The organism is Stieleria sp. JC731 (assembly GCF_020966635.1).
Taxonomy (GTDB): domain Bacteria; phylum Planctomycetota; class Planctomycetia; order Pirellulales; family Pirellulaceae; genus Stieleria.
The window spans coordinates 467,965-491,240 of the sequence record NZ_JAJKFQ010000002.1; the positions used below are offsets into that span (position 1 = coordinate 467,965).

At 54.9% G+C, this 23,276-nt stretch carries 16 protein-coding genes; 8 read left to right on the forward strand and 8 right to left on the reverse strand.

Annotated elements, in window-relative coordinates:
• The first annotated feature begins 268 nt into the window (after positions 1 to 268).
• Entirely contained in the window at positions 269 to 1,540 is a 1,272-nt protein-coding gene (gene glgC / locus LOC67_RS07465) for a glucose-1-phosphate adenylyltransferase (RefSeq protein WP_261366795.1), read from the forward strand.
• A 356-nt stretch (positions 1,541 to 1,896) separates the two neighbouring features.
• Complete coding sequence (locus LOC67_RS07470; protein ID WP_230261905.1) at positions 1,897 to 2,853, forward strand: AEC family transporter; 957 nt, start codon at positions 1,897 to 1,899, stop codon at positions 2,851 to 2,853.
• 379 nt (positions 2,854 to 3,232) lie between these two features.
• Here the strand turns inward: LOC67_RS07470 and LOC67_RS07475 are convergent, their stop codons facing one another.
• From LOC67_RS07475 to panB, 8 genes are all read right to left on the reverse strand, one after another.
• Positions 3,233 to 4,231: a hypothetical protein gene (locus LOC67_RS07475; protein WP_230261906.1), complete on the reverse strand. Its 999-nt coding sequence runs from the start codon at positions 4,229 to 4,231 to the stop codon at positions 3,233 to 3,235.
• A 797-nt stretch (positions 4,232 to 5,028) separates the two neighbouring features.
• Positions 5,029 to 5,457 carry a hypothetical protein gene (locus LOC67_RS07480; RefSeq protein ID WP_230261907.1) on the reverse strand — a complete coding sequence of 143 codons (429 nt, stop codon included), beginning with the start codon at positions 5,455 to 5,457 and terminating at the stop codon, positions 5,029 to 5,031.
• A 54-nt stretch (positions 5,458 to 5,511) separates the two neighbouring features.
• A complete protein-coding gene (locus tag LOC67_RS07485; RefSeq protein ID WP_230261908.1) occupies positions 5,512 to 8,973 on the reverse strand; it encodes a pyruvate carboxylase in 3,462 nt (1,153 codons plus the stop codon).
• Positions 8,974 to 9,460: 487 nt separating this feature from the next.
• Complete coding sequence (locus tag LOC67_RS07490; RefSeq protein WP_230261909.1) at positions 9,461 to 10,426, reverse strand: deoxyhypusine synthase family protein; 966 nt, start codon at positions 10,424 to 10,426, stop codon at positions 9,461 to 9,463.
• Positions 10,427 to 10,510: 84 nt separating this feature from the next.
• Positions 10,511 to 12,091: an MBL fold metallo-hydrolase gene (locus LOC67_RS07495; protein ID WP_230261910.1), complete on the reverse strand. Its 1,581-nt coding sequence runs from the start codon at positions 12,089 to 12,091 to the stop codon at positions 10,511 to 10,513.
• Positions 12,092 to 12,148: 57 nt separating this feature from the next.
• Positions 12,149 to 12,841, reverse strand: coding sequence for a DNA-3-methyladenine glycosylase family protein (locus LOC67_RS07500; protein WP_230261911.1), 693 nt, complete (start codon positions 12,839 to 12,841; stop codon positions 12,149 to 12,151).
• 98 nt (positions 12,842 to 12,939) lie between these two features.
• Positions 12,940 to 14,754 carry an oligoendopeptidase F gene (gene pepF / locus LOC67_RS07505; RefSeq protein WP_230261912.1) on the reverse strand — a complete coding sequence of 605 codons (1,815 nt, stop codon included), beginning with the start codon at positions 14,752 to 14,754 and terminating at the stop codon, positions 12,940 to 12,942.
• 111 nt (positions 14,755 to 14,865) lie between these two features.
• The gene (gene panB / locus LOC67_RS07510) at positions 14,866 to 15,672 is read right to left on the reverse strand and encodes a 3-methyl-2-oxobutanoate hydroxymethyltransferase (protein ID WP_230261913.1); all 807 of its coding nucleotides are present in this window, start codon (positions 15,670 to 15,672) and stop codon (positions 14,866 to 14,868) included.
• Between the two features lie 422 nt (positions 15,673 to 16,094).
• On the opposite strand from panB, the gene LOC67_RS07515 reads away from it, so the two are divergent.
• The 6 genes from LOC67_RS07515 (at position 16,095) to LOC67_RS07540 (ending at position 23,158) form a co-directional block, all read left to right on the forward strand.
• Positions 16,095 to 16,985 (forward strand): hypothetical protein, encoded by an 891-nt coding sequence (locus LOC67_RS07515; protein WP_230261914.1) that lies wholly within the window; start codon positions 16,095 to 16,097, stop codon positions 16,983 to 16,985.
• Positions 16,982 to 18,664, forward strand: a complete 1,683-nt coding sequence (locus LOC67_RS07520; protein ID WP_230261915.1) for a formylmethanofuran dehydrogenase subunit A — start codon at positions 16,982 to 16,984, stop codon at positions 18,662 to 18,664. The genes LOC67_RS07515 and LOC67_RS07520 overlap by 4 nt, the downstream gene beginning before the upstream one ends.
• Positions 18,661 to 19,593, forward strand: coding sequence for a formylmethanofuran--tetrahydromethanopterin N-formyltransferase (fhcD, locus tag LOC67_RS07525; protein WP_230261916.1), 933 nt, complete (start codon positions 18,661 to 18,663; stop codon positions 19,591 to 19,593). Before LOC67_RS07520 ends, fhcD begins: the two co-directional genes overlap by 4 nt.
• Complete coding sequence (locus LOC67_RS07530; RefSeq protein WP_230261917.1) at positions 19,590 to 20,375, forward strand: hypothetical protein; 786 nt, start codon at positions 19,590 to 19,592, stop codon at positions 20,373 to 20,375. Before fhcD ends, LOC67_RS07530 begins: the two co-directional genes overlap by 4 nt.
• 125 nt (positions 20,376 to 20,500) lie before the next feature.
• Positions 20,501 to 22,057: a Gfo/Idh/MocA family protein gene (locus LOC67_RS07535; protein WP_230261918.1), complete on the forward strand. Its 1,557-nt coding sequence runs from the start codon at positions 20,501 to 20,503 to the stop codon at positions 22,055 to 22,057.
• A gap of 366 nt (positions 22,058 to 22,423) precedes the next feature.
• A complete protein-coding gene (locus LOC67_RS07540; protein WP_230261919.1) occupies positions 22,424 to 23,158 on the forward strand; it encodes a peptidoglycan-binding domain-containing protein in 735 nt (244 codons plus the stop codon).
• Positions 23,159 to 23,276 lie beyond the last annotated feature (118 nt).

Genomic DNA, 23,276 nt, shown 5'->3' on the forward strand with positions numbered 1-23,276 from the left:
TGTGACAGTAAGACAAGACCAATGGCAAATCTGAGACCAATCGTAACACCGCGCGAGGCTGACACCCTTAGATCCAGTTTTAGGGGAATTATCCGCCATTTTCCATTCCTTCGTGGCTTTCGGATTTGGTAACTTACGACAAAGGGTAACGGTGCCGATATCGCATCGGTGCCGTGCTCGTATCGGTGCCATGCCGGCAACCGAGTCGACAAATCTTTGCCCCTGACGCATTCGCCATACCGAAAGTTGTGGCGGATAACACCTGAGGATGGAACAGGTTTCTGTTATGCGTGACATCTTGACCGTGATTCTTGCTGGTGGTCGAGGCTCTCGTCTCGAACCCTTGACGCGAGACCGAGCGAAACCTGCGGTCCCGTTTGGCGGGCTGTATCGGATTATCGACTTCGTTCTTAGCAACTGTCTCAACAGCGACATGCGTCGCCTCTTGTTGCTGACTCAGTACAAAGCCCAGTCGCTCGACCGGCATATCAACACGGCATGGCGGCAGTATTTTTGTCGCGAACTTGGAGAGTTCATCGATGTCGTCCCGCCGCAGCAACGAATCGCCGGCAACTGGTATTCGGGAACGGCGGACGCGGTCTATCAAAACATCTATGCGATCGAACGTGAGAAGCCAGAACACGTTGTCATCTTAGCTGGCGATCACATCTACAAGATGAACTACGATCCGATGGTCGAATTCCATCGCAAGCGTGGTGCCGACATCACGATCGGTGCCCTTCGCGTCAGCACCGAAGAAGCGAAACAGTTTGGCGTCATGCAAATTGACACCGACCAACGTGTGCTGGGCTTCCAGGAAAAGCCGGATTCCCCGATGCCAACGCCAGAAGATCCCGACGTCTGTTTGGCGTCGATGGGAATCTACGTTTTCAACGCAAGATTCTTGTATGAGGCGTTGTGCAATGACGCGACAAACATGAAGAGCAGCCACGACTTTGGGAAAAACATCATCCCCGGTGCGATCGATTCGCACGTCGTGTGCGCTTATCCGTTCATGGACGAAAACCGCAAGAGTCAAGCTTACTGGCGTGACGTCGGTACCATCGACGCGTACTACGAAGCATCCATGGACCTGATTTCGATCGACCCTCAGCTGAACTTGTATGACGAGCATTGGCCCGTTCGCGCGTTCCAGCCAAACCTGCCACCACCGAAATTCGTCTTTGGCAGCGAAGGTGGTTCGACTCGGCGTGGCTACGCGTTGGATTCAATGATCTGCCAAGGCGCGATCGTCAGCGGCGGCAACGTGTCACGCAGCATTTTGGGCCCAGGTGTTCGTGTCAATAGTTACGCTTCGGTAGAAGACAGCATCCTGTTTGACGAAGTCAACGTTGGACGTCGCAGCCGACTTCGTCGCGTGATCGTTGATAAAGGCGTTTCTATTCCGGCGGAAATCGAGATCGGTTTTGACCCAGCCGCCGATGCCGCACGAGGCTTCAAAGTCACCGATAGTGGACTGGTCGTGATCAGTCGCGGTGAACAGATTGAGGCCCCGAGACTCGCCAGCCACGCGGGATGAGACGCATCCAAGACTGCTCCGCTAATACGCGTTAGTGGAGCGGATCGTGACGAAGGATCTTCAGAAAGCCTGTCGAGTGCATTCACTTGCCTCGGCGGCAGGCGATCTTATGCCAGGTTCTTGAATTTTTCAGCTTGCTAGCCTGCCACGATGCCAGTTTCTTCGAATCGCCCACAGGCGTGATAGGGGCGGCAAAAACAATAGGGCATCCGTTGCTCACCCACCTTTTTTATTCGCCGGGCAACGCGAACGCAGGCGGCGTTGAGTCGGACTTGGGGCGAATGTTTGCCGAGTAACCCGTCCAAGCTGCCCCAGAGCATTGACACCGCTATCCGGTTTGGCAGATAACGCCAGACATGGAAGAATTCAGCCCCATTATCGCATCTGTCATCGGTGTCTTTCTAGTGATGGGGGTTGGTGCGGCTTGTCGTTGGGCAGGCTGGCTGACCGCCGAAGCTGATCGCACGATGGCGAACCTGACCGCCAACGTCTTGCTGCCGGCCTACTTCTTGATGAAGTTTTCCTCGGGCGAGCAAATCGATTCGATCTCAACGACATGGCAAGCTCCGCTGATGGGCTTCCTGACAACGGCGGTCGGCTTCGCCGCGGCGCTGCTGCTTGCGAGAAAGCTGGGTCCGCGGATCGGGCTGAAGACGGATGCTTCGCAGCGAGCATTCGCGCTCTGTGCCGGAATTTGCAACTACGGTTACATTCCGCTGCCACTTGCCGATGCCTTCTACAAGACCGCCGTAATCGAATTGATCGTCCACAACGTCGGTGTCTCGATCGCCCTCTGGTCGATCGGAATCTCGATCATCAGCGGGTCCGGCGGCGACGGCTGGAAAAAGACTCTGACCAGCATCCCACTTTGGGCTGTGATTCTGTCTATCGCGATGAGCTTGGTTGGGTTGACCGAACGTATCCCCGCACCGGTGATGACCGCGGTGAATTCGCTGGGGTCGTGTGCGATCCCAATGGGGCTCATGCTAAGCGGCGCGATCATCATCGACTTTTTGCGTGATGGCAGCTGGTACAGTGCTCCACGTGTCATCATCGCGGCGATCACACTGCGGCAATTGATTTTGCCGCTGGCGTTAGTCTTGATCACCGGAGCGATCGTCAGTGCACCCGACTTGCGAACCGTAGCGATGCTACAAGCCGCGATGCCATCAGCGGTGTTCCCGATCGTCTTGGCAAAGCTTTACGACCAAGACACTCAAGTCGCATTGCAGGTTGTTTTATGGACGTCACTCGCCGGCTTGATCACCATCCCCGCATGGTTGGCATTCGGCGCTTGGTGGCTGGGGATTTAGAGGTTCCGAAATCATTCAGCCGCGGGGTAGGGGACGAATGATCGGCTGAGCCGTACACGCGATAGCGATGGTTGAATGGATGCTATTGCGTCATGGCACCCAGACCATGCGAGTCACTCACGACAACATCAGCCGATGAGCGCTAGCTCACGGTTAGCATCAGTATGTTCACAAAACCGCGGCTAACGCCGTTCGGCTCAGGATGGGTGACCGATTGATGCGCTGAGCCGGTTCGCGCTAGCGACGGTTGAGTGATTGCTGGCACCATTGGACAGGCGGAGCCTGGAAGACATTGCATGCGAGGCGGGAGCCTCGCACGAGGTGTATGGTTGTTTAATCGGTACGCTGTATATCGAGACCATCCATCAACCCAAATCAATCACTCGGCGGATGGCTTGGCGTTTTCTTTGTGCACGAAACGGTGGCCGACGATGAAGACCAGCGTCGAAGTCCTGGTTTCCTTCGCGACCTGCTTGCCAAACATCTGCTTCGCGTACGGCACACCTTGTAAACCCGCGGCCACTTGCGTTTCGACGTTTGCTTCCGTTTGGTAAAGAAACGGATCCAACATCAATGCATAACCGGGCTTTACGGCAACTGAGGCCGATGCCAAACGAGTCTCCTGCGTTGGTACCTGCAGTGTCTTCGTTGTCTCTCCGATACCATGGATCGTGAACGTTTCGACGTCAGACACTCGTGAATGCTGTAGCTTGGTTCGAATGATCAGCGAATCACCCTCCCAGTCGCCTTCGACAGCCAGATCGATACCTTCATTGAGCACTTCGATTCCGGCCTCGAAGGAAACATTTTCTTCATCCAATTTCACTTCGCTAATCTTTGACAAGAACGGCCGCTGGACTTTTTTCTGAATCGCGCCCGTTTGGCCGGGGGCGACGATGATCCGAGGTGCACTGACAAGGTCGCTTTGACCACTGTCACGAATGAGAGTCAGCACGGACTTGATTTGCTCTACTGGCAACTCGCCTGTCGTGATAACGCTGCCCGCGATGGTGCGATGAAAACTGTCGATCGCTGATTCGGAATCCTGATCGACGAAGGATGATTTCTGATCTTCGATCCCAGTGATCTTCGTTGACAAAGTCTCTTGATCAACCAAAGCGTAGATCGCATCCCGCGTTTCGGCATCCACCTGGACGACACGAATATCGAATTGAATGAGCTCGCGAGGGACTTCGTGGGAAACCTGGCGCAACGCTCGAGAAGCCACGGTCCCGGTTTCGATCCCATGCACAACAGCACCGCTAGCAAATGGGCCTGAGCCAGCTTGCTGGACGACTGGATCGGTCGCCAAAACGGTATTGGCAGAAACAGAAGCCGTGATTCCGAGTGCCAGACCTAAAACCCACTTTCGAGCCATCGATTCACCCTCGTCGCGTTTTATTCAAGAAGACAATTTGTCTTTATCAAAACGCTGATGTTGGGGAAAGATTGAAAAAGCGGGTGGAGCCTTGCAACATCAGCCGATGAGCGTTTGCTCACGGTTATCGTCAGTGTGTTCACACAACCGCGGCTAGCGCCGTTCGGCTCAGGGATGGATGACCGAATGATGCGCTGAGCCGGTTCGCGCTAGCGACGGTTTTGTGGTTGCTGGCTCCATTGGACAGGCGGAGCCTGGAAGACATTGCATGCGAGGCGGGAGCCTCGCACGAGATGTATGTTGTATGTTCACGAAACCGCGGCTAGCGCCGTTCGGCACAGGGATGGATGACCGAATGATGCGCTGGGCCGGTTCGCGCTAGCGACGGTTTTGTGGGTGTTACCCTGATGCAGCAACACAACGCATGCAAAAGCCCCATCACAACATCAGCCGATGAGCGTTAGCTCACGGTTATCGTCAATGTGTTCACGAAACCACGGCTAACGCCGTTCCGCTCAGGGATGGGTGACCGAATGATGCGCTGAGCCGGTTCGCGCTAGCGACGGTTTTGTGGTTGCTGGCTCCATTGGTCAGGCGGAGCCTGGAAGACATTGCATGCGAGGCGGGAGCCTCGCACGAGGTGTATGTTGTATGTTCACGAAACCGCGGCTAACGCCGTTCGGCTCAGGGTGAGACCATACGATCGCTGGCACCATTGGACAGGCGGAGCCTGGAAGACATTGCGTGCGAGGCGGGAGCCTCGCACGAGAGAAAGAAGAGAGTCCCCCCGCTTCGAATCAATCGATCGGTTCAGCTTTAACCAACTTCACTCGCGTCCGAGTGTGGGGGCCGCCACGGCGGACGATATGGCTAATCGCGGGGCGATAACCCTCGGCAACAATTTTGAATCGCATCACTGAGAACCCACTCGTGCGAGGCCATTGCAACAAGCCATCGCCCATCTCGCGCTTCAAATTATCGCGCCAACGGATCGTGGCTTTCCCGTCATCGTCCGTCGAAATCGATCCCGGGATCACGGTGAAGGCTGCGATCGGCCGTCCCGTTTCAGAATCCACCACGGGGCCTTCCATCAACCACTTGGCACGCGACGCCGAATCCACCGATTCCAATGGCGGAAGCGGTGGTGCTGCTGTCAGCTGGCAAGAACACCACCCTGCGCTGAGCAGGATCGCGGTGGCGATGAAGAACGGCTGAAATCGATTCATGGTCGGTACAAAGGCGTGTGGTTTTGCCAACAGTGTAGTCAAAACCACCGTGACCTATTCAAGCACGACCAACAAATCGCCAGCTTCGACCTGTGTCCCTGCAGGCGTCTGGATCGACTTGACCTTTCCCGATTTTGGGGCGTTGATCGTCGTCTCCATCTTCATCGCTTCGAGCACCATCAGCTTTTGGCCTTCTTTGACCTTGTCACCTTCCGAGGCGGCGACGGTGATGACCATCCCCGGCATGCTGGCCGCAACTTGGTTTTCATCGCTTGGATCGGCTTTGACGGCCTTCTTGGTTTCAGGTTCAAGCGACTTATCAACAACGGTCACTTCACGCGGCTGGCCGTTGAGTTCGAAGAAGACCGTTCGGGTCCCATCGGGATGTGGCTGGCCGACAGCGAGAAACTTTACGATCAGCCGTTTTCCTTTCTCGATATCAACCGCGATTTCTTCGCCGTGCTGCTGACCGTAAAAGAAGTTGGGCGTTGGCAATTTGGACACGTCGCCATACTTGCGATGGTGATCGGCAAAGTCCTTAAACACCTTGGGATACAGCAACTCCGTCACTGCCAACTGATCCGAAGGCGTTTCATTTAGAAGCGTTGCGGAGGACTGCCGTGCCGATTCGACATCTGCGTCGGCCATCGTTTCACCGGGACGGTCCGTCAAAGGAGCCTGTTCGCCCAGAACTTTCTTGATCACCGGTTCGGGGAATCCTCCCGGAGGTTGCCCCATACGACCGCCAATCAAGTCGATCACGCTGGCTGGGTAGGCCAATGCTTTCTCGCTGGTCAGTACGTCTTCGGCTGACATCTCGTTGGCCACCAAGAACAGCGCCATGTCGCCGACGGCTTTACTTGTCGGCGTGACTTTGACGATGTCACCGAACAGTCGATTGACGTCTGCATACGCTTTGCAAACGCCCGCCCAACGATCCGACAGGCCTAACGCCCGCGCCTGTTGGAACAAGTTGGTGTATTGCCCGCCGGGCATTTCGTGTTCGTACAAGTCGCCGGTCGCTGGCAACACATAACTTTCGAAAGGCAGGTAGAACTCACGTGCGGCTTGCCAATAGGTGGCAATATTCGTCAGTGCTTCGGTTTCAAGACTACTTTGGCGGGGAGTATCACGCAGAGCTTCGACAAGCGAATTCAAGTTTACTTGGCTGGTGCCACCAGACATCGGTGCGAACGCGGCGTCGGCGATTTGCAAACCTTCATCTGCAGCGGTCAAAATTGTCGATGCTTGAATACCTGCGGTATCGTGCGTATGCAAATGAATTGGGATGCCGACTTCTTCACGCAGCGCGCGAATCAGCGTGATCGCCGCCTTTGGTTTTAGCAGGCCCGCCATGTCCTTGATGGCCAGCAGGTGGGCACCCATCTTTTCAAGCTGCTTTGCCAAGTCAACGTAGTACTGCAGGTTGTACTTGGTGCGACCGGGATTCTGCAGGTCACCGGTGTAGCAGATCGAGGCTTCACAGATACCGCCTTCTTCGATGACGGCCTCCATAGCAACCTTCATGTTCTTTTGCCAATTGAGCGCGTCGAAGACACGGAACACATCCATGCCTGCTTGTACGGCTTCGCGAACGAATAGTCGAACCACGTTGTCAGGATAGTTCGTGTAGCCAACCGCGTTGCTGGCTCGCAGCAGCATCTGGGTCAAGATATTCGGGATCGCATCACGAAGATCAGCCAAGCGTTGCCATGGTGATTCTTTCAAGAAACGCATGCTGGTGTCGAACGTCGCCCCACCCCACATCTCGATCGAGAACAACTGCGACGCGAGTTGTGAATATGCCGGAGCGATCTGCAGCATGTCGTACGTACGCACCCGAGTTGCAAGCAGCGATTGATGCGCATCACGCATTGTGGTGTCAGTCAGCAGCAAGCCTTTCTGCTGTCCAACCCATTCGACCAAGCCCTTGACACCGGACTCGCGGAAAATGTCCTTGGTCCCTTTAGGAGTTGCCGCCTTTCGGTCGATTTGGGGGATCGGTGCCGGATGTCGCCGCGTCGCTTCGGGACGACCGTTGACCAGTTCATTTCCATTGACAATCGTTTCGGCAAGGAACGTCAACAGCCGAGTCGCACGGTCGCGACGACGAGGCAATTCGAACAACTCCGGAGTGCTATCGATCATCCGCGTTGTGGCTTCGCCGGCCAAGAACGTTTTGTGGTTGATCAATTTCAACAAGAATGGAATGTTGGTTTTCACACCGCGAATGCGAAATTCCTGCAAGCAGCGGTCCATTCGCGATGCGGCATGTGCGAGCGACGATGCGCGTGCGGTGACTTTGACCAACATCGAATCGTAAAACGGATTGACAACCGCACCACTGAAAGCGGTCCCCGCGTCAAGACGAATGCCAAGCCCGGCTGCGGAGCGATAGTGACTGATCCGTCCATAGTCCGGACGGAATTGATTTTCGGGATCTTCGGTCGTGACTCGGCACTGCATTGCAAAGCCGGTCGTACGAATTTCATCTTGCGCAGGGATACCGAGAATTTCGTCGGTTAGTTTGTGTCCTTGCGCGATCAGAATTTGCGATCGCACGATGTCGATCCCGGTCACTTCTTCGGTGACGGTGTGTTCGACTTGGATACGTGGATTGACTTCGATGAAATAGAACTGGTTCGAATCCGTGTCGAGCAAGAATTCAACGGTTCCTGCGTTCTCGTAGCAAGAACCATCGATGCCGACGGCTTGCCCGATCTTTAGTGCCGCTTGGCAAAGCCCATCGCGTACCGAAGGATCCAAGTTCGGTGCCGGCGCGAGTTCGACGACTTTTTGATGGCGACGCTGAACGCTGCAATCACGTTCGAAGAGGTGCAGCAGGTTGCTTCCGTCTCCGATGATCTGCACTTCGATGTGACGAGCGTGCTGAACGAAACGCTCCAAGAAGACTTCATCGCTGCCGAATGCCGTCGCCGATTCGCGCATCGCGGCTTCCAACTGGCCGGGCAACTCGTCAGCGGTTTTGACCACTCGCATGCCGCGGCCGCCACCGCCGTGGGCCGCTTTTAGCATCACCGGATAGCCCATCGCTCCAGCGAGTTCGAGAGCCTCGTCGGCAGATTTAAGCGGCTTGTTTTTGCCGCCGAGCACTGGCACGTTCGCTTTTTCGGCAAGCTCACGAGCGGACATTTTGTCGCCGAGCTGCTGCAGCGAGTTTACACTCGGGCCGACAAAAACGATGCCTGCCTTTTCCAGTGCTTCGGCAAAACCGGGTCGCTCGGAGAGAAACCCATAGCCCGGGTGAACCGCATCGACGTCGTGCTTTTTACAAAGAGCGACGATCGCATCGATATTCAAGTATGAACGGATCGGCTCACCGGGTTCGCCAATCTGGTACGCCTCGTCAGCTTTGAAACGGTGCAGTGCGTACCGATCTTCGTGCGAATAGATTGCGACGGTACGGATGCCAAGCTCGGAAGCACTTCGGAAAACACGAGTGGCGATTTCGCTTCGGTTGGCAACGAGCAGTTTCTTGAAGGGCCGAATCGTCATGGGCGACTGGTACTGTAGGAAAGCAGGCGTTTGAAACAGACAGGGGAGGCGAGAGACTTTCCCCCCGCCATGACCGCAATGTAGCCGATGGGTCGCGCTGCGACAGCACGACAAGCGGCTATTCGACTGGTTCATCGACGAAAGCGGTTGCCAAACTTAATTCGGACCAACCAATCGCACGCCCTATGTCGAAATCGTGCTGTGAGAGCCTCATCCGGCACAGTACCTCGCGGCACGCCTCCCCATCAGCCGCATCGGCGTTAGCCGGCGTTGCGTGCCCGAGATACGCCGACCGGTAACCGTGGGCTAACGCCCAGCGGCTGATCTGCATAGCCTCGCTTCCACCACGCACAGCATTTCCGGCACGCCTTTCCATCAGCCGCATCGGCGTTAGCCGCGGTTGCGTGCTCGAGATATGCCGACCGATAACCGTGGGCTAATGCCCAGCGGCTGATCTGCAGATACTCGCTTCCACCTGCGCCCAGTCTTACCAGCCGAGCACGTATGCGAAAATCAATGGTACGACGATCGTTGCGTCACTTTGAACCATGAACTTCGGCGTATCGCGAGACAGTTTTTCCCATGTGATTTTTTCATTCGGGACCGCGCCGCTGTAGCCGCCGTAGCTTGGCTGTGCGTCACTGATCTGACAGAAATACGACCACAGCGGAATGTCCAACCGAAGGTCTTGGCGCATCATCGGGACAACACAAATCGGGAAGTCACCGGCGATGCCTCCGCCGATCTGAAAAAATCCGATGGGATGGTTTTCGGAAGTCTCGCGGTACCATTCTGAAAGCCGCTGCAGCTGAACGGTACCGTGAGTCATTGCGGCATGCGATGGCAAGCTGCCATCGATCACACGGGCGGTGAAGATATTGCCCATCGTGCTGTCTTCGACGCCGGGAACATACACCGGAATGCCTGCGTCTTTTGCCGCGGCAAGCCAGCTGTTTTCGCGTGGCACTTGGAAATGCTGTGGCAATTCTGGATCGTCGAGCAACTCGAACATGAATTCAGCAGGAGTGCGTGGCTTGCCTTCGTCAGCGGCCCGCTTCCATAGATTGAGCAATCGTTTTTCGATGTGCCGCATCACCGTTTCGGGGATACAGGTATCCGTCACACGGTTGAAGCCTTCGTCGAGAAGTTTTTCTTCATCGTCGGCCGACAGAGCACGCCAATCTTCGATCACGCGGTATTCGTCGTGGGCAACGAGGTTGAAGATGTCTTCTTCCAAGTTTGCGGCGGTGCAAGTAACCGCATGGACCTTGCCTTCACGAATCATTTCGGCCAACGACAACCCCAACTCGCCGGTGCTCATCGCCCCCGCCAGCGTGACCATCATGCGCCCATTTTTGGCATCGATGAACTCTCGGTAAGCCTTTGCCGCCGCCACGGTTTCACGGGCATTGAAGTGGCGGTAATGTTTTTCCAAGAAATCGCTAACGTTCAACGGTCACTCCGTCATGGGTAGAAGGGCTTGCGTCTGCCGACACGGAAGGCAAACGCATGAATTACGAGTTGTCTGAAGCTGGCATTATTGCGCCAAGCTGGCTTTTAATTTAGAGATCAAATCGTATTTTTCTCGATCCGTTGACCGTTCGAGAGCTTGGGTCAGCCCGATCATGAACTCTGCATAATCGTTGTGCCAGTCATGGGCGACATGGTCAAGGTCCAGTCGTGGCTGGGCGACGCCCTGCGACAAGGGCTGGGTCCCCGGTTTCAGCTCGAATGACTCATCAAAAGTCGGCATGAAGATGCGTTCGACATCCAACCCACGCTCGCCAAGCAAATCACGCAAGACCGCCCGAGAATCGTCTTCGCCGTGGTTTAGAAACAGCCCCCCCGTAATCGGACAGCGGGCCTGGATCCAAGCGAGCAGTTCCTGCTGGTCAGCGTGAGCCGAATAGTTGCCGAGGCTTCGAATGTTCGCACGCACCTTGTAGGTCGCACCATGAATCCGCACTTCATCGGCACCGCTCATGATGATATGCCCCAGCGTTCCAGGCGATTGGTATCCGACAAACAGGACGGTGCATTCGGGGCGATGGATGTTGTACCGCAAGTGGTGCTTGATCCGTCCCGCATTGCACATCCCACTTGCCGAAATGATGATCGCGCCACTTTTGATATTGTTAATCGCTTTGCTTTCTTCAAGCGATTGAACCAGGTGGAACCGTTCGTGCCGGAATAGCTCTTCCTCCGCGACTTCGACATCATCAAGTTCACCGGCGTACTTGATAAAGACCTCGGTCGCACGTCGGGCAAGCGGCGAATCCAAGTACACGTTCGCTTGCGGAATCTCGCCGTTGGCCAACAGGTAGCCGATGTCGTGAAGCAACTCCTGGCTGCGTTCGACAGCGAACGAAGGAATCACGACGTTGCCACCTCGACCGAGAGCTTCGACCAATTCATCACGAATGGCCGCACGTCGCTTTTCAAGCGTGTAATCTTCGCGGTCGCGGTTGCCATAGGTCGACTCGCAAACGATGTAGTCATAACCGACGGGTGCGTCCGGGCCAGGATGAAAGGCTTTTTCCTCCGGACCGATGTCTCCCGAAAACAGAAGCGACAAAGGCTCCTCGTTACCTTCGTCGATTTTCAGCTCGACAGAGGCTGAACCGAGCAGGTGACCTGCGTTCCAGAACCGGGCAGTGATTTTCTCACTGGGCGAAAACCAATCTTCGTACGACTGGTGATTGAACAGCCGCATCGTCGCTTCGGCGTCTTCGGTCGTATAAATCGGCTTGACCGCTGGCAAGCCTCTCCGGCGCCGTTTTGAGTTGTGCCTTTCGACTCCGGACTCTTGGATATGAGCCGAATCTGGGAGCATGAACTTCAGCAGATCACAAGTCGGTTCGGTGGCATAGATCGGACCGCTAAAACCTTGTTTGACTAGTTTGGGAAGCAACCCAGAGTGGTCGATGTGGGCATGGGTTAAAATCAAAAAATCGATTTCTTTGGGATCGAACGGGAACTTTTCATAGTTCAATTCCTGAGTGGTCTTGCTGCCTTGAAACAAACCACAATCGATTAGAAAGCGATGCTTGCCGGTATCGATCAGTGAACAGGATCCGGTAACGGTTCCGGCGGCGCCACAAAATATCAGCTTGGTCATAAGGTTGATTACCCGAGAAGGTTTACCGAAAAGATCGCTTTGCCGACCATCGAATCATCAAAAGATGTCTCGGCCGCGTTGTTGAACATACCATTGCCACACCATCCGTGTGGCGATGCTTCGTAGTGGCCGCCAAAGTTCTGCACGCTCGATGATTTCATCCGTATCGGAATACTGACAATCATCGATTTCACACAAGCCTTTCACGAAAGCGAGATCGCCCACCGGCAAGATATCCGGCCGGAGCAGGCCCATCATCATGAAGACGTCCGCGGACCAATTGCCAAGCCCTTTGCGCTGCACAATTAGTTCACGAACTTGATCGTCTGGCAGCTTTGGAAATGCGGCCGGCTTGAACGTTCCGTCAATACAATCGCAAGCCAAGCCGACGGCGTAGCGAGCCTTCTGACGACTGAAGCCAAGGCTACGCAAGCCTTCTTCGCCGAGCTGTGCAATCCTGTCTGGAGTGACCTTCCCCTCGCACCGCGCGGCCAAACGATCATTCGTTGACTTTGCCGATTCGACCGAAACCTGTTGCTCCAAAATGATATGCACCAAAGTCGCGAAGGTCGCCGGTCGCTTTAGCAGTGGCGGTGGACCGAAACGCTGCAAAATCGGTCGCAACGCCGGATCACGACGGGCGAGTTCGGCGGCCCCATCCGCGATCGATTGCTTCGTCAGCCGAGTTGGCTTTTCGATCATTCGTCGATCGTTGGAAGACATCGGGCTAGCCGCCTGTTGATTTTTCATTGTCGCCCTTCACTTCGTGTATTCAGCGTTCCTTTCCGCTGTTTTCTTGGAGTAGAAGGTGACTTTGAGAGAAAGCAAACCTGAAAACCGACAGGTCGCTAGAGCAACTCGTCGAGTTCTTTGGTCAGTTGTTTGAAACGGTCCAGCGTGGTTTTGACCGGCTCTGGACTTTCCATATCAACACCGGCATCACGCAGCAGATCCAACGGATCTTTACTGCAACCGCCGGAGAGGAACTTTAGATAGTCGTCTAGCTCAGCCTGCCCGCCTTCGAGCACGCGGCGGGACAACGCGACTGCGGCACTAAGACCTGTCGCGTATTTGTAGACGTAAAACGCTCGATAGAAGTGTGGAATCCGGAAGCATTCCAGTTCCAATTCTTTGTCGACGACAAACTCGGGACCAAAGTAGGCGTCCAGCAACTCGCGATAAACTTGACGCATCGAAGCGACCGTGAGCGGCTCGCCGGCTTCGGCCATTTCATGGGTCCGTTTTTCGAATTCGGCAAACATCGTTTGACGCACAACCGTGGCACGAATCCCATCCAATTCGTTGTTGATCAGGAAGGCGCGTTCGGCATCGCTGCTGGCGTTCTTCAGCAGATGCTCCGTTAGCAATTGCTCGTTGAAGGTACTGGCAACTTCGGCGACAAAGATGGTGTAGTTGTAATACTGAAACGGCTGGTTGTTTGCCGAGTACCAGCTGTGCATGGAGTGGCCCGCTTCGTGCGTTAACGTATAAACATCGTTTAGCACATCGGTTTTGAAATTCATCAAGATGTAGGGAGCACCGTCGAACGACCCACAACTAAACGCGCCACTCTGCTTGCCGCGGTTGGGGTAACGATCGGCCCAGCGGCCGCAGAGGCCTTTTTTCAGTGTCGAAGTGTACTCCTCACCTAAGGGAGCCAACGAATCGATGACCACTTCAACAGCCTGATCCCATGTGTGCTCCTTCTTCATGTCACTTAGGATTGGCACGTAGGTGTCGTAGTGATGAATATCCGACAGTCCCATCTTGCGACGGCGCACATCGAAATACTCGTGAACGCTCGGCAAGGATTCGCGGACCGCAGCGATCAAGTTGTCGTAAACGCTAACGGGAACATTGTCGGGGAACAACGCGGCCGCCAATGCACTATCGTGATTGCGTGCTCGCGCGTAATAGACGTCACTATGAATACTGCCTGACAACGTGGCCGCAAGCGTGTTTTCGTGCTCTTCGACTTCCTTGTAGTACTGCTGAAAAGCTTCGCGGCGGACTTTCTGTGTTGGCTTGTGCAACAGCTGAATAAACGTCGCGTGCGACAGTTCATGCTCATTGCCGTCTTCGTCTTTGATCGTACCGAATCGCAAATCGACATCGTTCAACTGACGAAACGCATTTCCTGCAGCCGACGCCATCTCTCCCTGCATCGCCAGCAATCGCTCTTCACGATCGGTCAACGTGTGCGGACGGCGGCGCAACAATCGTTCCAGTTCCAGGCGATAGGGTTCCAGCAGCGGATCGGCAACCAGCTCGTCCATCGTTTCCGGTTCGATGCTAAGCAACTCTGGCGACCAATAGCTGGCCGCTTGGCTGGCACGAACGGCTAGGTTTTGAAATCGCGACTTCATTGCCTGATAGTCGCTATTGCCTTGATCCTCAGTCGTTTTCAAGAACGCGTAGATAGCGATGCGTTCGCTTTCGCGCGAGAACTGACTGTCAAAATCCATCGCCTCACGCAACACCTCTGCCGATTCACCCAAGCGTCCTTTGAAGGATTCCAACTTTTCGATCTGGGCGTCGAGGGCTTTAAATGCCTCTTCCCACTGCTGATCGTTTTCAAACAGGGTCGACAGATCCCAGCAATCTTCGGGTGACACTTCGGAGCGTGAAGGCAACTTGTTTGCTGACGGCGACGCGGCTGACATAGTGAAATCGCTTGAGGGTTTAATTGACGAAAAACGAATGATTGAAGAAAAGCGTTGATCGAGCAGATTCGCTCGAACAAAGCTCGTCGTATGCGGCTAGTCGTATGAAGCCTATTTGAACGACTCGTCTGGTCCTGGAAAACTGCCGTCTTCGACCGATTGCCGGAACGAGTCCGCTGCCTGACGAATGGTTTCGCCGACGGATGCAAACGTGCGAACAAATTTTGGAGTGTAACCGGACGTCAGGCCGATCAGATCGTTGGTGACAAGCACCTGCCCCGTCGTGGCCGGCCCGGCACCGATCCCGATCGTCGGCACCGAAATGGCATCGTGAATCGCCGCCGCGACCGATTCGGGAACGCACTCGATTAACACGGCGAACGCTCCTGCATCTTCGGCAGCTTTCGCATCAACAATCAGTTTTTCCTGCTCGCGTTTGACGCGGTAACCGCCGTCGACATGAACGTTCTGGGGGCGAAGTCCGACATGGGCCATCACGGGAATCCCTGCCGTCACCATGGCTTCGATGCGATGGGCTTGTTCGGCGCCGCCTTCAAGCTTGACCGCATGACATTTAGTTTCTTGCAGCACGCGGGCGCCCGCTTCGATGCTGCGTGTGACCTGCAGCTGCCCCTCTGGAAACGGCAAATCGACAACGACCATCGCACGTTTCGCCGCACGCCCGACCATTTCGGCGTGATAAATCATTTGGTCCATCGACGCGGGAAGCGTCGTTTCGTGCCCCCCAACAACCATGGCGACAGTGTCCCCGACCAATAGCACATCAATCCCGGCTTCGTCCAGAAGCTGCGCTGTGGGGAAATCGTAGGCCGTCAACATCGAGATTGATTGCCCGCGATCGCGGCGTAACTGCAGCGATCGGGTCGTGATTCGCTTTGCCGGTTCGCTTTGGCTCATTTATTTTCTCAATTTCTATCGTTTTGCTGCAGAGTCGGCCACGTTCTAGGCCGCACCTGAACGTCGGCTCATCCAGGATGCAGAGTGTTACTATTGACTGCTGCCAATGCCGAAACGGGCCAGCTCTGGATTGACTGACAAGCCTAGCGAATTCACCTCGTGGCGCAAATTGCCATCTGAACCACCACTTCAGCTAAAATCACTGCCACGGCTGAACTCAATAAGACTCAGCCGGGAGTATGCGAGTGTCGCCGGAGCGTTCACAATGGCGGCCACCGGATGCCAATCCTGAAAAATTGGTTACAGGTACCCGCACACCGAAGTCCAGCGATCGCAGTTGATGACGAATATCGTTCTGAAAACGCAAGCCGATGGCCAGTGATATCAATTCACACGAACTGTGTTGCACAAGGATTATCGACATGAATCAATCGCGATTTACCGTAGCGTCCACGAAACTGGTCTGTGGAATGGCCTTGGTATGCATGCTTGCGGTTTCACCGATCGCGTCGGCGGATCCCCCGACAGGTAAAGCTGCGTCGGCAGAATTCGGCGGTGCCAACACCGGTGGCGGCCTTGGTAATGAGATCACCAAGTTCAGCGGGACCTTAAAAGGCGCCCAACGCGGCGTACTGGTCGTCACAAAAGAAGACGGTAGCGAAGCAACGGTTGCCCCCCCGGACAACCTCGCCTCGTTTCAATTTATTGCGAAGGCGAAGCCGGCTTATCTGCAACGCGGAATGCTTGTGCGATTTTATGGAACATTCGGTCCGGGTGGAGTCCCGGTGGCGCCGATCAATAAAGTGACTCTGTTTCAACCGGTCGACCAGCGTGCGATCGTTGGTCACGCAAAAGATCAATTCAAACCGGGCGTGTACTCCGAGGGCAAAGACAAAGGCCGAAACGGCAACGCGATGATGGGCAAGTTCATGATCGTGGGACAGCTTGCCAACCTGACCCCCAACGGCATCATGGCGGTTCACACCGGCAAGGTTCCTGTTCAAGTTCAGGTCAACACCGAGACCGAATTCGAAATCCGCTACAACAACTTGAACCTTGCCAAAGAAGGTGACAAAGTTAACGTGTCGGGTTTCTACAACCCACCGAACGAAAACCAAGTCAAAGCAGACAAAGTGACGATCACAACTGATCGCATCTTTGGTGAACCACAACCCGACGACCAATCAACACGACGAAAACGCGGCAAACGAGAAACATCCAAAGACAGTGATTCGCCCGAAGAAAAGAAAGGCGATAAAGCGGACGACCAGGAAGACAACAAGGAAGCGAAGGACGGCGACGAGGCGGAATGAGAATCCTGATCCGCGGTGGTAGAGTCATTGATCCGGCTTTCGACACCGACGAAATCAAAGACCTGTGGATCGATGGCGATCGGATCATCGACGGAGAAGACCTGGCTGAGAACGACGCTCATAAAGTGATCAATGCCGATGGCTGTGTTATCATGGCCGGTGGAATTGACATCCACACGCATATCGGCGGCGGAAAACTTTCGATCGCGCGCATGTTGATGCAAGACGAGATCGAACAATCGGCGTTGAAACTTGGACGCCAAGCTCAGCAGTGCGATTACTTGCCAACAGCTGCCGTGACGGGCTGGCGTTACCTGGAAATGGGGTACACCGTCGCATTTGAACCGGCAATGATTCCGTGTAACGCTCGCGCCGCACACGCGGAAATGTCAGACATCCCCGGCTTGGCAACGGGCGGCTTTTGCTTACTTGGCAATGACGAAGTCCTACTGCGACTCATCGCAAGCAAGGCTCCACAATCGCTGATCAATGATTATGTCGCTTGGATGGTCCGGGCCACGCAAAGCATCGCCATCAAAGTCGTCAACGCGGGTGGGATTTCGGCATTCAAGTTTGGTGAACGCAATTTAGATGTTGATGAAAAGCATCCACATTACGGCGTGACCCCCGGCGATATCATTCGCGTGCTCGCCCGCGCGGCGTTTGAAATTGGCCTGACACATCCGCTTCACATTCATTGCAGCAACTTGGGTGTTCCGGGCAATATTTCGTCCACCCTGGCGACAATCAAAGCTGCCAACGGATTTCCGATCCACCTGACACACGCACAATTCCACAGCTATGCCAAAACCGAAACGGGGATGGCATCGGCCGCCGAAGCACTGGTCCAAGCGATCAACCAAAACCCCAACGTGACCATCGACGTCGGCCAGATCATGTTCGGCCAAACCGTCACGATCAGTGCCGATGCCCCACACCAGTTTGAAAATCGAGGCCACGCATCACCGCGAAAATCCGTGATCGCGGACATCGAATGTGAAGCAGGCTGCGGCGTGGTTCCGTTCCGTTATCGCAAACGTCAATTCGTTCACGCGTTGCAATGGGCGATCGGGTTGGAACTGTTTTTGATGGTGGATGATCCTAGCCGAGTTTTCTTGACAACCGACCATCCCAACGGCGCCCCCTTCACAGCGTATCCGCACCTGCTTCGCCTGCTATGTGACCGCTCGTTCCGCGAAACGGCTCTCGGTGAAATCGACGCAGATGCTGCCGCGGCAAGCTCGCTGGCGGGACTTGATCGAGAATATTCGATCGCCGACGTCGCCACGATGACACGATCGGCGCCCGCAAGAATCATGGGCTTACATGACCGAGGCAATTTGGGTCCCGGCTCGATCGCTGACGTTGTGCTTTACCAACAGGACGATGACATCGAAAAGATGTTTCGATCCCCACGGCATGTGTTCGTCGCAGGCGAACACTTGGTCGACCAGACACGCGCAGACGATCCGATTGACTTGTCGGCGGCAAAACAAATTGAACACCAAACGTTGATTGCCGACGTGTCGTTCGACGTCCAGCAGGCCGAGCGTTTTCGGTCGATGTACAACGAAACTTCGACGTTCGATTTCGAACGGCTGTGGATCAGCGACGAAGAACTGCATTCGGTCATTGGCTCGCGACCGACTCGGCAAAAAATCCGGAGTCGAGCATCATGACCGAACCTGCAATTCCGCTATCCATTAATGGTGTGGACATAGAAGATACGTTTGCGGAAGCCTTCGATATGAAGGCAACGAGATTGATTGTGACCGCGATCGATTCTTTCTGGGCACGACAAGCCGCGGTCGCGATGAGCGGTTTTGGGACCAGTGTGATCGATTGCAAAATTGAAATCGATATCGAACGAGAGCTGACCGCTGACGAGACACCTGACGGCCGCCCCGGTTTTGCTTTGCTGGGCTTTGCGATGTCAGGCGGTGAACTGGAGAAACAGATCACCCGTCGTTGCGGACAATGTGTACTGACCTGCCCGACGACGTCGCTGTTTTCGGGACTCGAGTCGGTTCGCGATCAAACAGATAAACGTGTCCCGTTGGGCAAGTCACTGCGTTTTTTTGGCGACGGTCACCAGATCAGCAAATGGATCGCGGGACAACGTTACTGGCGAGTCCCAGTGATGGATGGTGAATTCCTGTGCCAACACGATGCACCTCGGATCGATGGTATCGGCGGCGGAAACTTCTTGCTGGTCGCCGAATCGCTACCGACGGCCCTGCGAGCGGCAAAAATTGCGGTCGATGCGATCGCCACGATGCCCGGTGTGATCGCACCTTTTCCCGGTGGTGTTGTCCGCAGTGGATCGAAAGTCGGTTCGAAATATAAATCGATGATCGCATCAACCAACGATGCATACTGCCCGACACTTCGAGGCGTTGTGGATTCGAAACTGTCTCTGAAACAAAACGCGGTTCTAGAAATTGTGCTCGACGGGATCGACTTTGCGTCAATTTCCAAGGCCATTGAAACGGGCATTCGCGCCGCATGCGACGCCTGCGGAAACAAAGGTTTACTGTCGATCACGGCTGGCAACTACGGCGGAAAACTGGGGCGTCATCACTTCAAGCTTCATGAGATCTTGCGATGACCCGCTGGACGTTCACGACCAGATCAAACAGCTTTTCGAAAATCGACATTGCGCCGGTTCGCCGAAGCTGGTTGGCCGAACAAACGTTAGCCGACATTCAACATCAACAGCTGATTGCCGACGGCAGCCCCATCGACGCAGCCGAAATATTTGACATACAAATCGTCGACAGCGAATCCGACGAGATCGTCATCGAAGGTGACTTGCGCAACGGAATCAATACCGCAGCGATGCACGACGCTGGAGTTTTCCGAGTTTGTGGAAGTGTCGGCGATTATGCCGGATGCAGCTTGCGAGGCGGCACGCTATTGGTCGAAGGCAACGCGGCGGATTTCCTGGGCGCTCCGCTTGGTACGAAAAAGAGCGGCATGTCCCGTGGCGAAATCATCGTTCGTGGTGACGCGGGCAACTATGCCGGACACCGAATGCGTCGTGGGACGATCACCATCGCCGGAAGTGCAGGTGACTTCCTGGCCGCTTCGATGGTCGCCGGAACGATCGGAGTTGGTGGCACTTTTGGGCGGAGCCCCTGTGTCGGCATGCGCCGCGGCACAACGATTCTGCCAAAAGCGAACCTTGACATGTTCGCAAGCGAAAAATCACCAGACACCGAGAAGTCCACGTACACCGCTGCCAACTTGTATCGACCCGTTTTTTTCTCGCTCTTTCAGGGTGAATTGATGCGCAGTGTCGTGTCTCAACTTGGCGGCGAAACCGTCCACCGGATTCGTGCCGATCGCCGCGTTGATGGACAGGGAGAGATCCTTTTCCCAGCTCGGTAAATTCAAAATTCTGGCATTCGGTTTCGAATGACTTTCCTGTTCACTGGCACGATGTCCGTACGTTTTCGGTTAAACTAATGCCGTTACCTGCCTCCAGTCTTTTCCCGCCTAGGAGTCTTCCTTCCATGACTCGTATTACCCGTCGTCAATTTTCCGCGGCATCCGCGGCATCCGCGGCATCATTCGCTAGCCTTTCATTCGGCGTCCACAGTAGCCAATCCGCCAAAGCATCTGACAACCCAAACGAAAAACTGGGCGTTGTCGTTGCCGGTCTCAATAGCCGAGGCCGTTCTCACGTTGCGGGTTTCGGAAATGATTCGCGATGTGAGATTCGCGCAATCGTTGACATCGACGAAAAGGTGGCCGAAAGGGCAGCCGCCAGCATCAAAGAACAGTACGGCAAAGCTCCCAAGGTCTATCGTGATTTTCGCGAGATGCTTGAATCGGATGATTTGCAGATCGTCACCGCTGCGACACCAAATCATTGGCACGCATTGATGGGTGTCTGGGCAATGCAGGCCGGCAAAGACGTCTACATCGAAAAGCCCATCAGCCACAACGTGATGGAAGGACGCTCGCTGGTCGAAGCCGCCAAGCGTCACCAACGCATGTTCCAAACCGGAACACAGTGCCGCAGCAGCAAAGGTGTGATCGACCTCGTCGACTTCGTCCAAGGTGGCGGAATCGGTGAAGTCAAACTCGCGCGCGGCCTTTGTTACAAACGCCGAAAATCAATCGGGCCGCTTGGCAACTACCCGATCCCCGACAACGTTGACTTCAACCTGTGGAGCGGACCGGCAACCTACACCGACCCGAAAGTCACTCGGCAAAAGTTCCACTACGATTGGCACTGGCAACGACACTATGGCAACGGTGATTCCGGCAACCAAGGCCCACACCAAACCGATGTCGCACGCTGGGGACTTGGCTTGGAACGTCACCCGGAATCGGTTCTAACCTATGCGGGCCGCCTAGGCTACAAAGCGGAACGCAAGAACCCTGACTACGTCGATGCCGGTGATACTGCAAACACTCAGGTTTCGATTTACAACTACGGTGACAAGACCATCGTTTTTGAAACACGTGGCCTAAGCGTCGACAACAGCGCCGACAAAGAAATCAACGAACTCTTCGGCAGCAACCGCGGCAATCGTATCGGTGTCATCTTCTATGGCAGCGAAGGCTATGCGATCCAAGGACCTCGCTACGAAAACGGGGCCGTGTTCGACAAGAACATGAAACTCGTTCGTGAGTTCAAGCACGACACCAAAGTCGACGGGCAGTTGAACGACGTGCACATGAGCAACTTCGTCGACTCAGTCGTTTCACGTGACTATTCAACGCTGCATGCCGACGCGATGTGCGGACACCTGTCTGCGTCGATCGCGCATCTCGGAAACATCGCTTACTATGTCGGGCAAGACCAAAAGGCATCGCCGGACGAAATCAAGCAAGCGGTCGAGAAATTCGATTCATCCGATGATGATGTCGCGACATTCGAACGAACTTTGCAGCACCTTCGCGACAACGGTGTCAAACCAGAATCCGAACAGCTGTCCCTGGGCCCGGTTCTGAACTTTGATCCTAAGTCGGAAAAGTTCGCCGACAACGATGCGGCCAACGCAATGTTGACTCGTCAATATCGCGACGGCTTCGAAGTTCCCAAACCTGCAGACGTCTAGGCTGCGTCTCACGACCGGGCTGGGCTCAACCGACGTCCAACATGCACCAGCGTGTAGCCAATGACTTGGCAACACACTGGTATTGGCGGCGATGTCCTGCAAATCGCTACGCAGCGCAAACGTTGACTGCAAAAACTTCATCGTTTGACCACCAGTGTTCGCACGCACGTCATCGCGTTAAACGCGTCATCTCCGTAGAATGCCACCTCTCCCGATCGAATCCCACCGGCAAGAAGGCTTTCCCTGAAAACCTTCCATGCAGAGATTCCGTACAGAGATGACGATTGAGACGCGACAAAGTCGCCAACTTCGCAGTGCGACTAACACTAGGCCCTTCTTGGATCAGAATCACCGGGAACCAATACGGTGACACTTTTCATAAACGCTTCTGTCGGACGTCGTGGTGTCAACAAGCACGACGACACCACTGGTGTGCAGAAGGCAATCAATCAAGTGCCATTGGATGATGGTGGATCTCCAGTCCCACTGAAACCGGATGGCATTTGCGGGCGCAAAACGATCGATGCGATCGAACGGTTCCAGATTCACCATTTCGGATGGCCGGGTGCCGATGGCCTAATCGAGCCGGGCCGGCAAACGTACAACCGCTTGGTTCTCTATACGTTTCCGGATTTGGAGCTGCCTCCGATTCCAAAACGTCGCGCCGAACCGCGATCAACGAAGTTCATCATCATGCGCGAAAACGCGCGAGATTCGTTTGGAGCGAGCAATCACGATTACTATTTCGAAGTCCGTTCGGTGCCCCATAACTTCGCTAGCGTCTACTATCTTGAACGCAGGCCGATGCCCAAACCGCGGCCGATCCCGACCAAATTCAACGGACACTTTTCAATCTTCCATACGAAGAAGCCGATCACGACGAAAGAGTTCCAATGCCAGGCGGTGTATTTCTCTCGCGAGCAAGTTGCTCAAAAGGTAGAAAGTCACCTCACGCTTGTTCTCGATAGCGGGTCGATCGAGATCCCGATGGACTCGCATTTGATCGGTCCCCACGGAATCGTCCGCCACAGCCAAGGTGGCGCCAGCACGTTTCAGTCTGGCCTGTTCGACTTCGTCTCCTTAGCCGATCAAGTGTTTTAAGGCTTGCAGTTCAACTGCAGTTTTCGGTCCTCGCCGATAAAGCGAATGATGCTTCTCGAGCGACAATGATGGCTCAACAGCAGATTCATCATGATAGCCCACCCTCCAGTCGTGAAAG